This is a genomic window from Chromobacterium aquaticum (assembly GCF_021129195.1).
Lineage (GTDB): Bacteria > Pseudomonadota > Gammaproteobacteria > Burkholderiales > Chromobacteriaceae > Chromobacterium > Chromobacterium aquaticum.
This window is the reverse complement of record NZ_JAJOHW010000166.1, coordinates 1-16,271: the sequence shown is the minus strand read 5'-3', so window position 1 is coordinate 16,271 and position 16,271 is coordinate 1. Positions and strand designations below refer to the sequence as shown.

14 protein-coding genes are annotated in these 16,271 nt (G+C 66.5%); 10 read left to right on the top strand and 4 right to left on the bottom strand.

What is annotated here, in order from left to right:
- From LQT98_RS21550 to LQT98_RS21530, 5 genes are all read left to right on the top strand, one after another.
- Window positions 1-378: energy transducer TonB (locus LQT98_RS21550; RefSeq protein WP_231465094.1), on the top strand; the 378-nt coding region annotated here is incomplete at its 5' end.
- A gap of 86 nt (window positions 379-464) precedes the next feature.
- Window positions 465-2,600 (top strand): S9 family peptidase, encoded by a 2,136-nt coding sequence (locus tag LQT98_RS21545; RefSeq protein WP_231465092.1) that lies wholly within the window; start codon window positions 465-467, stop codon window positions 2,598-2,600.
- Window positions 2,601-2,759: 159 nt separating this feature from the next.
- A complete protein-coding gene (locus LQT98_RS21540; RefSeq protein ID WP_231465090.1) occupies window positions 2,760-5,015 on the top strand; it encodes a TonB-dependent receptor domain-containing protein in 2,256 nt (751 codons plus the stop codon).
- A gap of 165 nt (window positions 5,016-5,180) precedes the next feature.
- Window positions 5,181-6,029 (top strand): 5'-nucleotidase, lipoprotein e(P4) family, encoded by an 849-nt coding sequence (locus tag LQT98_RS21535; protein ID WP_231465088.1) that lies wholly within the window; start codon window positions 5,181-5,183, stop codon window positions 6,027-6,029.
- Window positions 6,030-6,362: 333 nt separating this feature from the next.
- On the top strand, window positions 6,363-6,923 hold the full coding sequence (locus LQT98_RS21530; RefSeq protein ID WP_231465086.1) for a MarR family winged helix-turn-helix transcriptional regulator: 561 nt from the start codon (window positions 6,363-6,365) through the stop codon (window positions 6,921-6,923).
- 3 nt (window positions 6,924-6,926) lie between these two features.
- Here LQT98_RS21530 and LQT98_RS21525 read toward each other — a convergent pair whose 3' ends face one another.
- Window positions 6,927-7,412: a VOC family protein gene (locus LQT98_RS21525; RefSeq protein ID WP_231465084.1), complete on the bottom strand. Its 486-nt coding sequence runs from the start codon at window positions 7,410-7,412 to the stop codon at window positions 6,927-6,929.
- Window positions 7,413-7,723: 311 nt separating this feature from the next.
- On the opposite strand from LQT98_RS21525, the gene pgaA reads away from it, so the two are divergent.
- The 4 genes from pgaA (at window position 7,724) to pgaD (ending at window position 13,967) form a co-directional block, all read left to right on the top strand.
- The gene (gene pgaA, locus LQT98_RS21520; protein WP_231465082.1) at window positions 7,724-10,147 is read left to right on the top strand and encodes a poly-beta-1,6 N-acetyl-D-glucosamine export porin PgaA; all 2,424 of its coding nucleotides are present in this window, start codon (window positions 7,724-7,726) and stop codon (window positions 10,145-10,147) included.
- A complete protein-coding gene (pgaB, locus tag LQT98_RS21515; RefSeq protein ID WP_231465080.1) occupies window positions 10,147-12,102 on the top strand; it encodes a poly-beta-1,6-N-acetyl-D-glucosamine N-deacetylase PgaB in 1,956 nt (651 codons plus the stop codon). Before pgaA ends, pgaB begins: the two co-directional genes overlap by 1 nt.
- A 132-nt stretch (window positions 12,103-12,234) precedes the next feature.
- Window positions 12,235-13,482, top strand: a complete 1,248-nt coding sequence (gene pgaC, locus LQT98_RS21510; protein WP_231465077.1) for a poly-beta-1,6-N-acetyl-D-glucosamine synthase — start codon at window positions 12,235-12,237, stop codon at window positions 13,480-13,482.
- Window positions 13,479-13,967, top strand: coding sequence for a poly-beta-1,6-N-acetyl-D-glucosamine biosynthesis protein PgaD (pgaD, locus tag LQT98_RS21505; RefSeq protein WP_231465075.1), 489 nt, complete (start codon window positions 13,479-13,481; stop codon window positions 13,965-13,967). Before pgaC ends, pgaD begins: the two co-directional genes overlap by 4 nt.
- Here pgaD and LQT98_RS21500 read toward each other — a convergent pair.
- A complete protein-coding gene (locus tag LQT98_RS21500; RefSeq protein WP_048410428.1) occupies window positions 13,935-14,510 on the bottom strand; it encodes a YIP1 family protein in 576 nt (191 codons plus the stop codon). The genes pgaD and LQT98_RS21500 overlap by 33 nt on opposite strands.
- A 219-nt stretch (window positions 14,511-14,729) precedes the next feature.
- Between LQT98_RS21500 and LQT98_RS21495 the strand changes: the two genes are divergently transcribed.
- Window positions 14,730-15,164, top strand: a complete 435-nt coding sequence (locus LQT98_RS21495) for a MarR family winged helix-turn-helix transcriptional regulator (protein WP_048410427.1) — start codon at window positions 14,730-14,732, stop codon at window positions 15,162-15,164.
- Here the strand turns inward: LQT98_RS21495 and LQT98_RS21490 are convergent.
- Both LQT98_RS21490 and LQT98_RS21485 read right to left on the bottom strand, forming a co-directional pair.
- The gene (locus LQT98_RS21490) at window positions 15,149-15,904 is read right to left on the bottom strand and encodes a substrate-binding periplasmic protein (protein ID WP_231465073.1); all 756 of its coding nucleotides are present in this window, start codon (window positions 15,902-15,904) and stop codon (window positions 15,149-15,151) included. The genes LQT98_RS21495 and LQT98_RS21490 overlap by 16 nt on opposite strands.
- 87 nt (window positions 15,905-15,991) lie before the next feature.
- Window positions 15,992-16,271: LysE family transporter (locus LQT98_RS21485; protein ID WP_231465072.1), on the bottom strand; the 280-nt coding region annotated here is incomplete at its 5' end.

Below are 16,271 nucleotides of genomic sequence, written 5' to 3'. Positions count from 1 at the left end.
GCCAGCAGCAGCGCCGCGCCGCGCGCCGACGCAGGCGAAGTCGCCGCCGCGCCGTTCAATAGCGAGGGCGCGGCGCGCGCGCTGAAGCTGAGCTGGGAAGGGCGGGTGCAAAGCCATCTGGCCCGCTTCCGCCGCTATCCGGAAGACGCCAGCCGGCGCCGCCGCGACGGGGTGGTGAGGATGAGCTTCGTCGTCGACGCCGACGGCCGGGTCTTGTCCAGCCAGCAACTGGCCGGCTCCGGAACCGCCTCGCTGGACCGCGAGGCCGCCGCCATGTTGCAGCGCGCCCAGCCCTTGCCGGCGCCGCCGGCGGATCTGCTCAAGGGCGGCCGGGTCAGCGTCAGTCTGCCGATGCGTTTCGAGCTGAATGAATCTTAAGCCCGGTTCCGCTCCCGCCCAGTAGCGCCTATCCATCCGGTTTTCCGCGTCGCCGCCGGCGGCGCGCATCCTGAATCGAGGTTCGCATGAAGTTGAATTCCCATCTGTCCGCCGTGGCGCTGGCCGGCGTCTTGCTGGCGCTCGCGCCGGCCGCGTCCGCGGTCGAGGCACCGCAGGCCGAACGCCGGCCGCAGCGGCTGGAGGCGCACGGCGATGTGCGCGTCGACGACTACGCCTGGCTGCGCGACGACAGCCGCAGCCGGCCGGAAGTGCTGGCCCATCTGGAAGCGGAAAACCGCTATGCCGAGGCCCAGTTGGCGGCCGCCGCGCCGTTGCGCCGCGCGCTGTTGGCCGAGATGCGGGCGCGCATCGGCGAGCGCGACAGCTCGCCGCCTTTTGTCGACGGCGGCTGGCGCTATCGCGAAAGCTATGCGTCGGGCAGTCAGCAGCCGCGGCTGGAGCGTCAGCCCGCCGCCGGCGGCCGCTGGCAATTGCTGCTGGACGGGACCGAGCGCGCCGCCGGCCAACGCTACTACCGTTTGGGCGCCTGGAGCGTGGCCGCCGGCCGGCCGATGCTGGCGGCGGCGGAGGACCTGGGCGCGCGCGGCGCCTCGCGGCTGTCGCTGCGCGATCTGTCCAGCGGCCGCTGGTTGCCGGAAACGCTGGAGCAGGTGTCCGGCAGCCTGCAATGGAGCACAGACGGCGAGAGCCTGTTCTACGTCAAGCTGCACCCGCAAACCCTGCGCCCCTACCAGCTCTACCGCCATCGCCCCGGCCAGCCGCAGAGCCGGGACGCGTTGGTTTACCAGGAAGACGACGAGGCCTTCTCGCTGAACCTGTCCAATACCGCCTCGCGCCGTTATCTGCAGTTGATCGCCAGCAGCGCCGACAGCTCGGAAACCTGGCTGCTGGACGCGCAGGTGCCGGATGCGCAGCCGCGGCGTTTCGCCGCGCGCCGGCCGGGCCGCGAATACTATCTGGATCACTACCGCGACCGCTTTTATCTGCGTTCCAACCACGCGGGCGGACGCTTCGGCCTATACCGCGCGGCGGCGCCGGGCGCGGACTGGGAGACGGTGCTGGCGCCCGACCCCAAGCGCGAGTTGGACAGCTTCCAGCTGTTCCGCCGCTACCTGGTGGTCAAGGAGCGTGTGGACGGGCTGACCCGCATCCGCCGCATCGCCTGGCAGGGCGGCGGCGAGCGCAGCCTGGCTTTCCCGGACCCAAGCTACCGCGCCTGGCTGGCCCATAACCCGGACCCGGACAGCGGCCGTCTGCGTTACGGCTATTCCTCGATGAGCACGCCGACCTCCACCTATGAATGGGACATGGCCGGCGGCGGCAGCCGTCTGTTGCAGCGCAAGGCCATCGCCGGCTATCGGGCCGGGGAGTATCGCAGTGAGCGGGTCTGGCTGACGATGCGCGATGGCGCGCGCGCGCCGGTGTCGCTGGTCTACCGCAAAGCCTTGTTCCGCAAAGGTCGCAATCCCTTGCTGGCCTATGGCTATGGCGCTTACGGCACCAGCATGGACGCCGCCTTCGGCAGCCAGCAGCTCAGCCTGCTGGATCGCGGCTTCGTGTTCGCCATCGTCCACGTGCGCGGCGGCGGCGAGCTGGGCGAGGACTGGCACCGCCAGGGCAGGCTGGAACGCAAGAGCAACAGCTTCAACGACTTCGTCGACGCCGGACGCGGCCTGCTGCGCCAGGGCTATGCCGCGCCCGGCCGCTTGTACGCGATGGGCGGCAGCGCCGGCGGCCTGCTGGTGGCCGCGGCGATGAACCAGGCGCCGGAGTTGTTCCGCGCGGTGGTGGCGCAAGTGCCCTTCGTCGACGTGCTCTCCACCATGCAGGACCCGACGCTGCCGCTGACCACCGGCGAATACGGGGAGTGGGGCAATCCGGAGCGAGCCGATGCCTACCGCTGGATCAAGGCTTACAGCCCCTATGACAATGTGGCCGCGCGGCGCTACCCGCATCTGCTGGTCAGCGCCGGCTTGCACGATGGCCAAGTGCCGTACTGGGAGCCGGCCAAATGGGTGGCCAAGCTGCGCGAGCGGCAATGGCCGGGCCAGCGCCTGCTGCTGTTCACCGACATGAGCGCAGGCCATCGCGGCCAGTCCGGCCGCTTGAACCGGCTGGAGGCGGCGGCGCGCGATTACGCCTTCTTGCTGGCGGTGGACGCCGAGCCGCCGTCCCCGCCCGCGGCCGAAGCCGGAACCTAGTGTCGATGCCCGCCGCCGGCCGCGCCGGCGGCGGGCTGGAGTCCTTCATCATGCCCATCCCGCCCCAAGCCTGGCCGCCTAGCCCGCGCCTCTCCTGTTCCAAGCCGTCCGTTTTCGCGCCTGACGCGGCGGACGGCGATCACTGTGGAGAGTTTGCTTGTGAAAAAGAAAATGATGGTCCGGCTGGTCGGCGCCGCGCTGGCGGTGGCAGCCGCTCCGGCGAGCGCGACGGAAAGCGCCGCCGGACAGGGGAATGTTGAGTTCAAACCCTTGGTGGTGTCAGGAGACGCGCTGAGCGAGGAACAGCGCGCGCTGGAGAAGCCCGGAGCGGTCAGCAGCCGTGGTGAAAACACCAGGCTGCAATCGCTGGACAGCATCCTGCGCGGGATTCCCGGCACCTATACCCAGATCGATCCCGGCCAGGGCGCGGTCAGTGTCAATATCCGCGGCCTGAGCGGCCTGGGCCGGGTCAACACCATGATAGACGGCGTCAGCCAGAACTATTACGGCTCGGCGCCGTCCTCGCTCAGCCACGGTGAAACGCCGTCCAGCGCCTTCGGCGCGCTGATCGATCCCAACTTCATCGTCGGCGTCGACGTCAACCGCGGCACCGGCGGCGGCGCCAGCGGCGTCAACGCCTTGGCCGGCAGCGCCAACTTCCGCACCCTGGGCGTGGACGATGTGATCTTCGACGGCAAGCGGCAGGGCGCGCGCCTGAAGTACAGCGTGGGCAGCAACGGCCTGGGCCGCAGCGGCATGGCGGCCGGCGCGGCGCGGACGGATCTGGCTCCCGGCGTGCGCTTAGGCCTGCTGGGCGCGGTCAGCAGCAGCTCGATAGGCGGCAATTACCGCAATGCCCAGGGCGCTGACAGCGCGGCTTTCGGTTTCGGCTACGATGAGCACTTCACCCAGAATCCGCAGTCGCAGATGTTCAAGGCCAATCTGCGCGTGGGCGACGCTCACGAGGCGGAACTGTCGGCCCGACGCTACCGCAACAACTTCGTGCGCCGCGATATCCAGAGCGACGACTTCTACCTGAAGTACAACTACACCCCGCATTCTGAATGGCTGGACCTTTCCGTGCTGGCCAGCCACGGCCGCGGCCGCCAGGCCTATCAGCGCGGTTCGCTGTTCACCTTTTACAACAGCAGCACCGATAATATCGGCGACGCGCTGGAGGCGCGCAACAATAGCCGCTTCCGCCTGGCCGGCGGCGACGCCACGCTGAGCGTCGGCGGCAAGTGGATGCGCAACCGCTTCACCCGCAAGGTGAACAGCGCGGTGGAAAACAGCGTCGACAATCCGGACGCCAATCAGCAGGCGATAGAGAACAATGTGTTCGCGCCGGCCGGCCGCCAGGAAATCCGCAGCCTGTTCACCGGCCTGGAGTTCCGCCGCGGCATTTACACGCTGCAGGCCGACCTCAACTACAGCCGCTTCGCGCTCAGCGGCCACAAGCCGGCCTGCGATCCGCGCGTGGAATGCTTCCCGCAAGGCGCGGCCGACATCAAGCTGGAAGAAAGCGCGCTCAACCCCTCGCTCTTGCTGTCCGCCGAAATCAAACCCTGGTTCCAGCCCTTCGCCAGCTATGCGCGCACCATGCGCGGGCCGAATCCGCAGGAGGTCTTCTTCGCCAATTCCGGTGGCCAGTCGATGAACCCCTTCCTGAAAAGCGAACGCGCCGAAACCTACCAATTGGGCGTGACGTCGATGTTCCACGGCCTGCTCAGTGAGCGCGACACCCTGCGCACCAAGGCGCTGTTCTACCGCAGCCGCATCGCCGATTACATCTCCAGCCAGGCCTTCAATGTGTGCAAGGGCGGACGCAAGTGCACGCTGGACGAGTTTTGGTCCAATAGCTCGGACGACTACAACGACGGCATGACCATCTACACCAACTCGCCAACCCCGGTGCGCACCCGCGGTTTCGAGCTGGAGGCGGACTACGACGCCGGTTTCGTCTACGCGCGCTTGTCTTACAGCCGCGAGCACACCAGTCAGCCGACCTCCTTCGCCAGCGGCATGTTCGCCGCCGGCAATGTCAGCGAACTGCCGGACGAGTACTACACGCTGGACCTGGGCAGCCGCTGGCTGGAGCGCAAGCTGGAAGTGGGCGCCTTGTTCAAGCGCGACGGCGCCAACCGCCGGCTATCGCCGGACCAGTTGCAGGATGACAATACCGGCGCCTATCTCAAGGAAGAGCAGAAGGCCAATCCGGTGATCATCGATCTGTACGCCAGCTACCGCGTCAACAAGCAATGGCTGATCCGCGCCGGCGTGCGCAACCTGGCCAACCGCAGCTACTCCGAGCCGCTGAATACCTTGAATTCGATTCCGTCGCAGTCGTCTTACGAATCGCCCAATAGCACGGCGCGCGGCCGCAGTTATATGTTGGCCACCGAGCTGCGCTTTTAAGAACCTGAGTACGATCTGCTGCGCGTCGGCGATACGGCGTTGAAAATGTCTCGCCTTGGCTCGCGAGATCATAAACAGGTTCAAAGCCAGGTCGTCTCAGGGTAGATTGTCCAGGTTCCGGCATGACTGGAACCTGGACAAGACCAAACGACAAAGGAGATCTGCATGAACAAGCTCAGCCGCGCGGCCATCGCCACCCTGTGTGCGCTCAGCGTGGGACACGGCGCGCAGGCCGCCGAGGCCAACAATCGCAACGGCCCATCCGGCAACGGCGGCAACAATCTGCTGATCGCCGCGGTGGCCTGGAAGCAGACCGCGGCGGAATACCGCGCGCTCTACCATCAGGCTTTCAACCTGGCGCGGATGCGGCTGGATCAGGCGTTGGCCGTGCGCAAGCCCGGCGACAAGCCGCTGGCCGTGATCACCGATATCGACGACACCGTGCTCAACGCCGTCAATTACTGGGGCTATCTGATCCAGCAGGACCGGGATTTCTTCGATGACGCGATCTGGGACAAATGGATTCCGGAAAACAAGCTGACCGCCACGCCCGGCGCGCTGGACTTCTTCAACTACGCCCAATCCCAGGGCGTGGAGGTGTTCTACGTCAGCAGCCGCGACCAGGGCGACAAGACCTATGAATACGCGCTGGGCAATCTGCGAGCCGCCGGTTTTCCCTTCGTCGACGCAAAACACGTGACCATTCTGCGCGACAGCTCCAACAAGGAGCCGCGGCAGCAGGAAATCGCCGCCCAATACAATGTGGTGGCGATGTTGGGCGACAACCTCAACGATTTCCAACGCAAATACTATGTGAAGGATGTGGACGAGCGCGCGCGGCTGATGGAGGAGGACCGAGAGCTGTTCGGCCGCAAATTCATCCTGATGCCCAATCCCACCGACGGTCACTGGATGCGCGCGATCTTCGGCGATTCCGAGCCGCCGGCCACGGACCGCAACCGCGAGATTTTCAAAAAAGCGGCTAGCAAATCCGCCTGGCAGCCTGCGCCGTGAGCGGCGGCTTTCCATTGTTGAACCCAGCAGGGCAATGACGAAAGTCCGGACAGTGCTGTAGAAAAGAGATTCGTCATGATAGGCGCGGCTACTGATCGGCCAGATTCGCGTCGCTTGAACCGGGCGATCCGTCGTTGGCTAGCCGCGCGCGCGGATGCCGGCCAGGCGCCGGGGACGGATTTGCCCGTGTCGGCTTCTGTCTCTATGATAGCCGGCAGGCGGGGCGGCCTTGTATTGAGCCGGCTTGCCGCGCCGTTCCGCCCCATGTGTCCGCGCCAGCCGGCTAGCCGCCTGACGCGGGTTTGATTTCCCTTGCCGTTTTTGCCGTCGCCGATGCCAGCTGATACCGATACCCCCGCCGTCTTGCCCGAAACCTCCGCTAATTCGCTGGAGCCGGCCATCGTCCCGCACCTGCACTTGCTGGCCCACAGCGCCGGCGCCGACGTGGACCAGAACCGCGCCGGCTTGGGCTTGCTGCTGCTGTGGCTGGGGGACGATGTGCTGAGCGCGGTGAACGCGGACTTGCGCGCGCACGAGATCACCGAGACCAAGTTGAGCGTGCTGATGTTGTTCTCGCTGCGAGAGATGGGCTGGTGGCAGGGCGGGGCGCTGACGCCGTCGGCGATAGCCGATTATCTGGGCGTGACCCGTTCCACCGTCACCGGCCAGCTGGACTGGCTGGAACGGCGCGGCCTGCTGCAGCGGCAATTGCGCGACGAGGACCGCCGCAGCCTGGAACTCTATCTGACCGAGGCCGGCAGCGCCTTGCTGCAGCAGGCGCTGCCCGGTTTCTGGCGCGCCTGTCAGCGCTTGACCGCGGCGCTGGACGACAGCGAATGCGCGGTGCTGCGACCCTTGCTCGCCAAGCTGTGGACGCGCTTGAAAACGGATTGAGCGTCAGTTAGGCGCTGGCGGGCTGGCCTGCGCGCCGGCCGCCGCCAAGGCGTCCGCGCGGTCGCGGTCGCTGGCCTTGCAGCGGCAATGGCCGATCTGGTGCAGCTCTATCAGGTGTCCGGCCGGGTCGCGCAGGAACAACTGCGTCAATTCCGGCGCGGCGACGTTGGCTTGCCGCCAGTGGGCGATGCCTTGCCGCAGCAATTCCGCCTCCGCCTGGGCGATGTCCCGCACCGCCAGCGCCACATGATTGTCCACCGGATCCTGATCCGCGCCCTGCGCGTACGGCGACACGCCGTCGTTGCCCAGCAGATGGATCTGGCAGTCGTTGCCCAGGTCCAGGAAAAACCCGGGCACCCCGGGGATGTGCCAGCGGCCGGCGTCGGCGTCCAGGCCCAGCACGTCGCGATAAAACGCGCCCATGGCCTCAACCAGGCTCAGAGGCATGCGCAAGCCATGATGGTGCAATTCCAATACTTCGATAGCCATTAGTTTGCTTCCTTAAGTGGAGGGTGACGATGGAGGCGGCCGCCTTACCCAGATAATACGTTATACGTATTATAAGTCAAACGTATTTTATTTTGACGGCATTGGCAGGGGCAGGCGCGCCGGCAGATGCGATGACGCCGGCTATAGTGAACTATGCCAAAAGAGTAGATGGCTTAGGCTCGGGCTGCTCGGTAAAGTATTTAAAATTATTAATTTAAATAGAAAAATGATTTGCTATCCAATTGAGTGGCTTATACTATTTCTTAAACCACTTGTAACTTGATGTTGGCAGTTGCCAATACGGATCACGCATGACGCGAAATCTATTCGCCAGCCTGGCGGCTGGTTTGTTGTTGGCCGGCGGCGCGGCGGGGGCGGAGCTTCCGCTGTGGAAACAGCCGGAGTACTCGGCGGCCATCGTCCAGGCCCGGGCGGGGCAGACCGCGCCGGCGTTGGCGCTGCTGGAGCGAGAACGCGCGCGCGGACCGCTGCCGGCGCCCTTGCTGGACGATTATCTGACCCTGCTGTGCTGGAGCGGCCGCGGCGCCGAGGCCTTGCGGCTGCTGCCGGGCCACGAGACCGAAATGTCCTTGGATACCTTGACGCGGCTGGCGCGCGCCGCGCGCGACCTGCGCGAAACGGCGACGGCCGAGCGGCTGTACCGGCTGTTGCTGGCGCGCCAGCCATCCGCCGGCTACCGCGCCGGACTGGCGATGGCCCAGTCCGAAGCCGGGCATGGCGCCGAGGCGCTGGCCACCTTGGACGCGGCGCCGGCGGGCACGCCGTCGGATGAACTGGAACTGACGCGCGCGCGCGCCTATGTGCTGCTGCAAGCCGGCGATCTGACCCGGGCGCTGGATTATCTGATCCGCGCCCGCGAGCGTTTTCCCGGCGATGCGGAACTGGAGCGCAGCTATCTGGGCTGCTTGCTGCGCCTGGGCGCGCCCAGAGAGGCCGCCGGCTTGGCCGCGGACGACACACGGCAGGCGTTGCAGATCGATTTCGACCGCGCGGCGACGCTGAGCCGCTGGGGCCGCATCCAGGAAAACCAGGACAGCGGGCCGGGTCGCCATGCGCAGACCGAGGCCGCGCTGGATTTGAACCGGGCGCTGGCGGCGCGCGCCGGCGTCGCCGGCACGTCGTTTGCCGACCTGGCCACCGATGATCGCGTGCAAATGCTGCAACAGCGCGGCTGGTCGCAGCAGGCGATCGCCGTGGACCAAGAGCGCGCCGGCCGGGCCTGGTCGCCATACGCGCGCGCCGCGCTGGCGGATGCTTATTTGAATCTGCGCCACCCGCGGCGCGCGGCCGAGCTATACCGCTCGGCGCTGCGGGACGCGCCGCGGGTGGACGAGGCGCTGGATTGGCGCATCGGCCTGGTATACGCCTTGCTGGAATCCGGACAGTACGCGGCCTGCCGCCAAGAACTGGCGGCCCTGCGCGCGGACACGCCCAGGCTGAAGACCGACCAGGCCTCCGGCCGGCGCGTGTTCAATCCGGATTTCCAGCGCGTGGCCTTGCTGGAAGCGATGGTGAACGCCTACCAGGACGACACCCGCACCGGCTGGCGGCAACTGAACGCGCTGCTGGACGAGGCGCCGTTCAATACCGAACTGCGCCAGAACCAGGGCAGCCTGGCGCTGCTGCGCGGCTGGCCGCGCCAGGCGCGGGGCATGTTCACGCGCTTGAAGGTGGACGAGCCCGACCAGCGCGCCGAAGTGGCCGCCGGCCAGGCCGCTGCGGCGATGGATGTGTTCGAGTTCGATCGCGCCGATCGCCAGCTGGAAAAGCTGCGCGAACTCGATGTCGATACCGGCGAAACGCGCCAGCTGCGCCAGCGCGCGCGTAATGAGCGCCGGCCGGAGTTGGTGGTGGACGCCGGCCGCGACTTGAGCGGCGGCCAGGGCGCCGGCGAGCAGAACGCCTGGGAATCGTCGGAACGGCTGTATTCCTCGCCGTTCGGCCACTGGCGGCTGTTCGGCCTGCACCAGATCCAGCGCGCCAGCTATGTGGACGCGGCGATGGCCTCGCGTTTCGAAGTGCTGGGCATGGGCGCGCAATGGCGTGACGAGGGCGGCAGCGGCGAATTCGGCTTTACCGGCCAGATCGCCGGCGGCCGCCGCGCAGGCGGCTTCGCCGGCTATGACTGGACGCCGGACGATTACTGGACGTTGGGCGCGCGCTTTGAACTGAACAGCGCCAACGCGCCCTTGAAAGGCCGTCTCGACGATGTGCGCGGCAACAAGGCGCAATTGAGCCTGCAATACCGCGCCGACGACTACCGCAGCTACGGCCTGCAGGCGGAAACCTTGTCGCTGTCCGACGGCAATCTGCGCCGCGCCGCGTCCGCCAACTGGGAGGAACGCTGGATCAGCGGGCCGCGCTACAAGCTCAACACCATCCTGAGCCTGGCCGCCAGCGGCAACGACAGCGTGGCGTCCGCCCGCTACTTCAACCCGCGCGCCGACGGCGAGGCCTCGGTGACCGCGTTGCAGGAATGGAAGCTGTGGGGCGATTACGACAACACCTGGCATCAACGCCTGGGCCTGACGCTGGGCCGCTACACGCAGCGGGATTACGGCAGCGGCGGGGTCTGGGGCTTGCTGCTGGAGCAGGAATGGCGCTGGAACACCCGCGGCAGCCTGCGTTACGGCTTTACCCGGGTGCGCCATCCCTATGATGGCAAGCCGGATATCGGCAACAAGGTTTATCTCAATCTGGATTGGCGCTTCTGATGAAAACGATACGATGGCTGGCGGCGCTGCTGCTGGCATGCCTGCTGTGGAGCGGCGGCGCGCTGGCCGCCGCCGGCCAATTGATCATTCTGTGTTACCACGAAGTGGGCAAGACCGATGAGGCCGCGTCCGACCCGTTCGCGGTGGATGCCCGCTCGCTGGTGCGGCAGATGGAATGGATGCGGGGGCAGGGCTATAGCTTTGTCAGCCTGCAGCAAGTGCTGGATGATCGCGCCGGCGGCAAGCCGCTGCCGGACAAGGCGGTGCTGCTGACCTTCGACGACGGCTATCGCAGCGTCTACACCAATGTCTATCCGGTGTTGAAGTTGTTCAAGGCGCCGGCGCTGATCGCGCTGGTGGGCAGCTGGCTGCAAGTGCCGGAAGGGCGCCAAGTCAGCTATGGCGATGGCGTGGCGCCGCGCGACAAATTCCTGAGCTGGGCGCAGATCCGCGAAATGCGCGACAGCGGACTGGTGGAAGTGGCCAGCCACAGCTACGCCTCCCACCTGGGCCTGCAAGCCAATCCGCAGGGCAATATGGAACCGGCGCTGACCACGCGCGTTTTCCGCGCCAACGGCTATGAAAGCGAACCGGCCTATCTGGCGCGCATCCGCGACGATCTGCGCCGCAACAGCGCGCTGCTCAAGGCGCAGCTGGGCCAGGCGCCGCGCGCCATGGTATGGCCCTATGGCAGTTACTCCTTGGAAGCGGCGCGGGTGGCGGAGCAGGAAGGCATGCCGGTGACCATGAGCCTGGACGCCGGCATCAACGGCCGCGGCACCGCGCTGTCCTCGCTGCGGCGCGTGCTGCTGGACGCCAATATGAGCCTGGCCGACCTGGCCTATCAGTTCAAACAGCTGAACGGCTGGCCGGAAGGCATACGCCCCGAGCCCAGCCGCATCATGCACGTGGACCTCGACTATATCTATGACCCCAACCCCAAGCGCCAGGACGAAAACCTGGGCCGGCTGCTGGACCGGGTCAAGGCCATGGGCGCGTCCACCGTCTATCTGCAAGCCTTCGCCGATCCGGACGGCGACGGCGTGGCGCGGGCGCTGTATTTCCCCAACCGCCATCTGCCGATGCGTTCCGATCTGTTCAACCGCGCCGCCTGGCAATTGCAGACCCGGGCCAATGTCAGGGTCTACGCCTGGATGCCGCTGCTGGGCTTCGCCTTGCCGGCCGGCCATCCGCTGGCCAAGGAGAAGGTGCTGGCGTTGAGCGCCGGCGGCCAGCTCAAGCAGCAAGGCTATGCGCGCCTGAGTCCGTATTCGCAGCCGGCGCGCCAGCTGATCCGCGACCTTTATGAAGACCTGGCGCGCAGCTCGCGTTTCAACGGCCTGCTGTTCCACGACGACGCCACCCTGTCCGATTTCGAAGACGCCGGGCCGGCGGCGGAGCGGGCGCGCCTAAGCCAGGGCCTGGCCGCCAAGGTGGCCGATGTGCGCGCCGATCCGGCGCAAATGGAGCGCTGGACCCGTGGCAAGACCGAACTGCTGGACGATTTCAGTCTGGAACTGGCCGCCGTGGTGCGCCGCTATCAGCCGGCGCTGCGCACCGCGCGCAATCTGTACGCGGAAGTGGTGCTCAATCCCGAATCGGAAGCCTGGTTCGCCCAATCCTTCGACAGCGCGCTGCGCCACTACGACCGGGTGGCGGTGATGGCCATGCCCTATATGGAAAACGCCACCGATCCCAAGGCCTGGATGCGGCGCTTGTTCGACAAGGTGGCGGCCAAGCCCGGCGCGCTGGAGAAAACCGTGTTCGAACTGCAAGCCACCGACTGGCGTGTGCGCAAGCCGATTCCCACCGCGGAAATGGCGGCCACCGTGCGCGAACTCAACACCCTGGGCGCGCGCCACATCGCCTATTACCCGGACGATCTGTTCCAAGACCAGCCGCGGCTGAAGGAATTCCGGCGCGTGTTTTCCATGACCGGGCAGCCGGAGCAGTAAAGCGCCGCAAGGCAGGCATAAGCCAGCGCCTGGGCGGGACTGCTCCGGGCGGCTGGGAAGTCGGGCGCCGCGCCGCAGAGCGCGCCGCCGCGTAGACATGAAGAGCTGTGTTAAGGGGCAAGGAGATTTGTTGTGGACCACGCGTTGACGCTATTGCTGGCGTACGCCTTTTTCTATCCGCTGTTCATGGCCTATCTGTGGATGGTGGGGGCGGTGCATTACTACTTTCATTACGAGCGAAAAGACCCGCCGCTGAACCAGCCGCCGGAGCTGGACTACCCGCCCCTGAGCGTGGTGGTGCCTTGCTACAACGAGGAAGACAATGTGCGCGAAACGCTGGCCTATGCGCTGGCGCTGGATTACCCGGAATTCGAGGTGATCGCCGTCAATGACGGCAGCCGCGACGCCACCGGCGCCATCCTCGACGAAATGGCGGCCGAGCACCCGCGGCTGCGCGTGGTGCACCAGGCCACCAACCAGGGCAAGGCGGTGGGGCTCAACACCGCGCTGGCGCTGTCGCGCCACGAATACCTGCTGTGCATAGACGGCGACGCGCTGCTGGACCCGTATGCGGCCAAATGGCTGATGCGCCATTTCCTGACCTCGCCGCGCGTGGGCGCGGTCACCGGCAATCCGCGCATCCGCAACCGCACCACCTTGTTCGGGCGGCTGCAAGTGGGCGAGTTCACCGCCATCATCGGCCTGATCAAGCGCGCGCAGCGCACTTACGGCCGGCTGTTCACCGTCTCCGGCGTCATCACCGCCTTTCGCAAGACCGCGGTCTACCAGGCCGGCTACTGGAGCGAGGACATGCTGACCGAGGACATCGACATCAGCTGGAAGATCCAGCTCAAGCACTGGAGCGTGCGCTTCGAGCCGCGCGCGCTGGTGTGGATACTGATGCCGGAAACCCTGCGTGGGCTGTGGAAGCAGCGGCTGCGCTGGGCCAAGGGCGGCACCCAGGCGCTGATGCGCAATGCCTGGGTGCTGCGCACCTGGCGGCACCGCCACATGTGGCCGGTGTACTCCGAGTACTTCCTCAGCGTGGTGTGGTCCTACACCATGGCCGGCATCATCGTGTACTGGCTGCTGAGCCTGTTCTTCCGCTCCTGGCTGACCGGGGTGGCCTCGCCCTTCGTGCCCGGCTGGCACGGCCTGATCCTGGGCGGCACCTGCATGCTGCAGTTCGCCATCAGCAAGATGATGGACAGCCAGTACGATGCCGACCTCGGCAAGAACTACTACTGGATGGTGTGGTATCCGCTGGCCTATTGGCTGCTGAACATCGGCACCACGGTGGTGGCCTTCCCGCAGGCGGTGTTCCGCAAGAAGGGCAAGCGCGCGCGCTGGGTCAGCCCGGACCGGGGAGTGCGCGCATGAGACGGCCGGGAGAAGGTCTGATCATCCAGGCCGCGCACAATATGAGCGCGCTGCAGCGCCTGCTGTCCTGGCTGCTGACCTTGTTGTGGTGGCTGCTGTGGCTTTATCTGTGGCTGCCGGCGGTGGCTTTCGCCTGCTATCTGATCTGGGGGCGCGAGGTGCTGCCGGTTTCCATCCGCGCGCTGGACGCGCCGGCGCATCTGACCCTGCTGAGTGAGTACGGTCTGTTCATCGCGCTGTTCGGCTTGTGCCTGGTTCTGTGGTCACGCGTCAATTACTGGCGTTTTTCCGGCAAGCAGCAGCGCAGCCGCATCCCCGACGTCACGCTGGAAGCCCTGGCTGCGGACCTGGGCATGCCCCCGGCCGAGCTATGCAACGGCCGGGCGGCCAAGGTGGCGGTGGTGCATCACTGCGAGGAGGGCGGCATCGCCCACATCGAAACGGTGACGCCGTTACCAACCGCCGAACAAGGGCAGCAGCACTAAGGCCAGCAACAAGGCCCAGGCGGCACCGCCGGCGCACAGCGCACTATAGGCGAAATGCTGCGACTCCACTTCCTCCTCCAGCCCCAGGATGGCCGGCAGGCCGTGGTAGAGCAGGGCGAAGGACGCTGCCAGGCCCAGCAAGGCGCCCAGCAGATTGAAGGCCAGGTCCGGCGCCAGCAAGGCCAGGCTGGACAGCCACAGCGGCACCGCCGCGCCAGCCGCCAGCAGAAAGCAGGCATCGAAACCGGCGCTCAGCTTGTGGCTGGCGGCCAGGGTTTGCAGCACCCAGGCCATCAACGGTACCGTGGCCAGTTCGACGACGAAGAACAGCGCGGCGGCGATGAGCCAGCGTTCCATCCCCGCGGCGGGCGCGTAAAGCGGGCCATGGGCCAGGCCGGCGTAGCAGATCATCAGCGCCGGCAGCAGCGAGAACGGCAGTACCAGCTTCAGCATCATGCTGCGCGGCGACGGCGCATGCCCGCGCAACTCATCCCAGCCGATATGGCTGGAGAACAGCATTTTCGGATAGTGGCTCAGTTTCACGACAACGCTCCTTCAAGAATGGGTTGGACTGGCGGGTGGGGCTTGAAACCTGTTGACGACCCCTTGCGCGTCGCGGACGGGTGGCTTCGGCGAGTCGATCCGCGAAATACGCAATAATGTCTGCGCATTCCGCGTTCCGGCTGTTTTACCCTGATTCACAAGATCGCAAGCGGACTCTCATACTCTCAATATGTATCATGATGTGATATAAATTCAAGCATGAACCCCTTTTCAGACTCTCCCATCCTGAGCAAGGCGGATTTCGAGCGCCTGTCCGAGTTCCGCCATCAACTGCGCGTGTTCCTGCGCTTCAGCGAGGACGCCTGCCGCGGCCACGGTCTGACCCCGCTGCAATACCAGCTGCTCTTGCACGTGCAGGGCTATCCGGGCCGTGACTGGGCCACGGTGGGAGAACTGGCGGAACGGCTGCAATCTCACCACCATGGCGTGGTGGCGCTGGCCAGCCGCTGCGAGGAACTGGGCCTGGTGCAGCGCCGGCCCGGTCGCGAGGACCGGCGTCAGGTGGAAATCCACCTGACCGAGGCCGGGCGCAATCAGGCGCAGGCGCTGGCCGGCCTGCACCGCGACGAAATCCGCCTGCTGAGCGACAAGCTGGCGCCGCCGGGCTTCGAGCCGGATCAGTCCTCCAGATAGCGGCGGCGGATCTGCTGCAGCCGGCCATCGGCGGTGATGCGGTTCAAGGCCTTCTGCAGGCGCTGCACCCGCTCCGGCGGCGTGGCGGCGTTGAAGGCGAACCAGTACTGGCCGGTGCCGTCCAGCAGCCGGGCGGGCGCCACCGTGCGCTGCGGCAGCTTCAGCGCCTGCAACTGCCAGTGCATCGCCCAGTCCAGCATCGCCACCAGATCGATGCGGTCCAGCAACAGCTTGCGCAGATTGGCCGCGTCGTCCTGGCCGGCGTCCAGCTGACCGTCACGCATCAGGCCCTGCGCCGCCAATTGATTGAAGGCGGCGGAGCCGGCCAGCGCGCCGACGCGGTAGCGCCGCAAATCGTCGTTCGCGCGCAAGCGGATGTCGCGGCGCGTCGCCAGCCGGTATAGATAGACGCGGCGCGGTCCTATCGGCCCCACCCACTGGAACTGCGCCTCCCGCTCCGGCGTGCGCACCACGGTGAACAACAGCGCGTTGGGCGATTTCTGCACCGCAGCGTAGGCGCGCAGCCAGGGCTGCGCTTCAATGCTGAGGCTGAGCCCGGCTTCCTGCGCCGCCAGGCGCAGCACCTCGGTGGAGTAGCCGCTGATCTTGCCCTTGTCCACATAGTTCAGCGGCGGCACGTCCTCGGTGTAGGCATGGATGTCGACCGCCGCCGCGCTCAGCGCCCAGCACGCGCCGAGCGCCGCCAGCAGCGGGCGGATGATTGTCCCCGGAATGACCATTTTTTGTCCGTTATGCGTGATGGCTCACAGCATGGCAGTTTGCCAGACAAAATCGCGGTATTGATGACAAATGGGGCAGGGGCGCGTTCAGCGCAGCGCCAGCGCGGCTCCCAGCCCGATCAGCGCGCAGCCTATGAAGCGGTTGAGCCCGCGCTGCCAGCGCAGCATGCCGGCGTGCAGCCGCGGCTGGGTGAACAGCACGGCCACCAGCGCGAACCAGGCCAGGTGGGCGGTGGAAATGAACAGGCCGTAAGCGAAGCGCAGCGCCGGCGGCGTGTCCGCGTTCACCGCCTGACTGAACAGGCTGAGCACGAATAGCGAGGTCTTGGGGTTGAGCGCATTGCACAACAGGCCGGCGCGCAGCGCC

Coding starts and splice junctions, on each gene's coding strand:
- LQT98_RS21525 (WP_231465084.1), bottom strand. CDS start 7,412: ATGGCTATCGAAGTATTGGAATTGCACCATCATGGCTTGCGCATGCCT.
- LQT98_RS21535 (WP_231465088.1), top strand. CDS start 5,181: ATGAACAAGCTCAGCCGCGCGGCCATCGCCACCCTGTGTGCGCTCAGC.
- LQT98_RS21495 (WP_048410427.1), top strand. CDS start 14,730: ATGAACCCCTTTTCAGACTCTCCCATCCTGAGCAAGGCGGATTTCGAG.
- pgaA (WP_231465082.1), top strand. CDS start 7,724: ATGACGCGAAATCTATTCGCCAGCCTGGCGGCTGGTTTGTTGTTGGCC.
- LQT98_RS21490 (WP_231465073.1), bottom strand. CDS start 15,904: ATGGTCATTCCGGGGACAATCATCCGCCCGCTGCTGGCGGCGCTCGGC.
- pgaB (WP_231465080.1), top strand. CDS start 10,147: ATGAAAACGATACGATGGCTGGCGGCGCTGCTGCTGGCATGCCTGCTG.
- pgaD (WP_231465075.1), top strand. CDS start 13,479: ATGAGACGGCCGGGAGAAGGTCTGATCATCCAGGCCGCGCACAATATG.
- LQT98_RS21530 (WP_231465086.1), top strand. CDS start 6,363: ATGCCAGCTGATACCGATACCCCCGCCGTCTTGCCCGAAACCTCCGCT.
- LQT98_RS21545 (WP_231465092.1), top strand. CDS start 465: ATGAAGTTGAATTCCCATCTGTCCGCCGTGGCGCTGGCCGGCGTCTTG.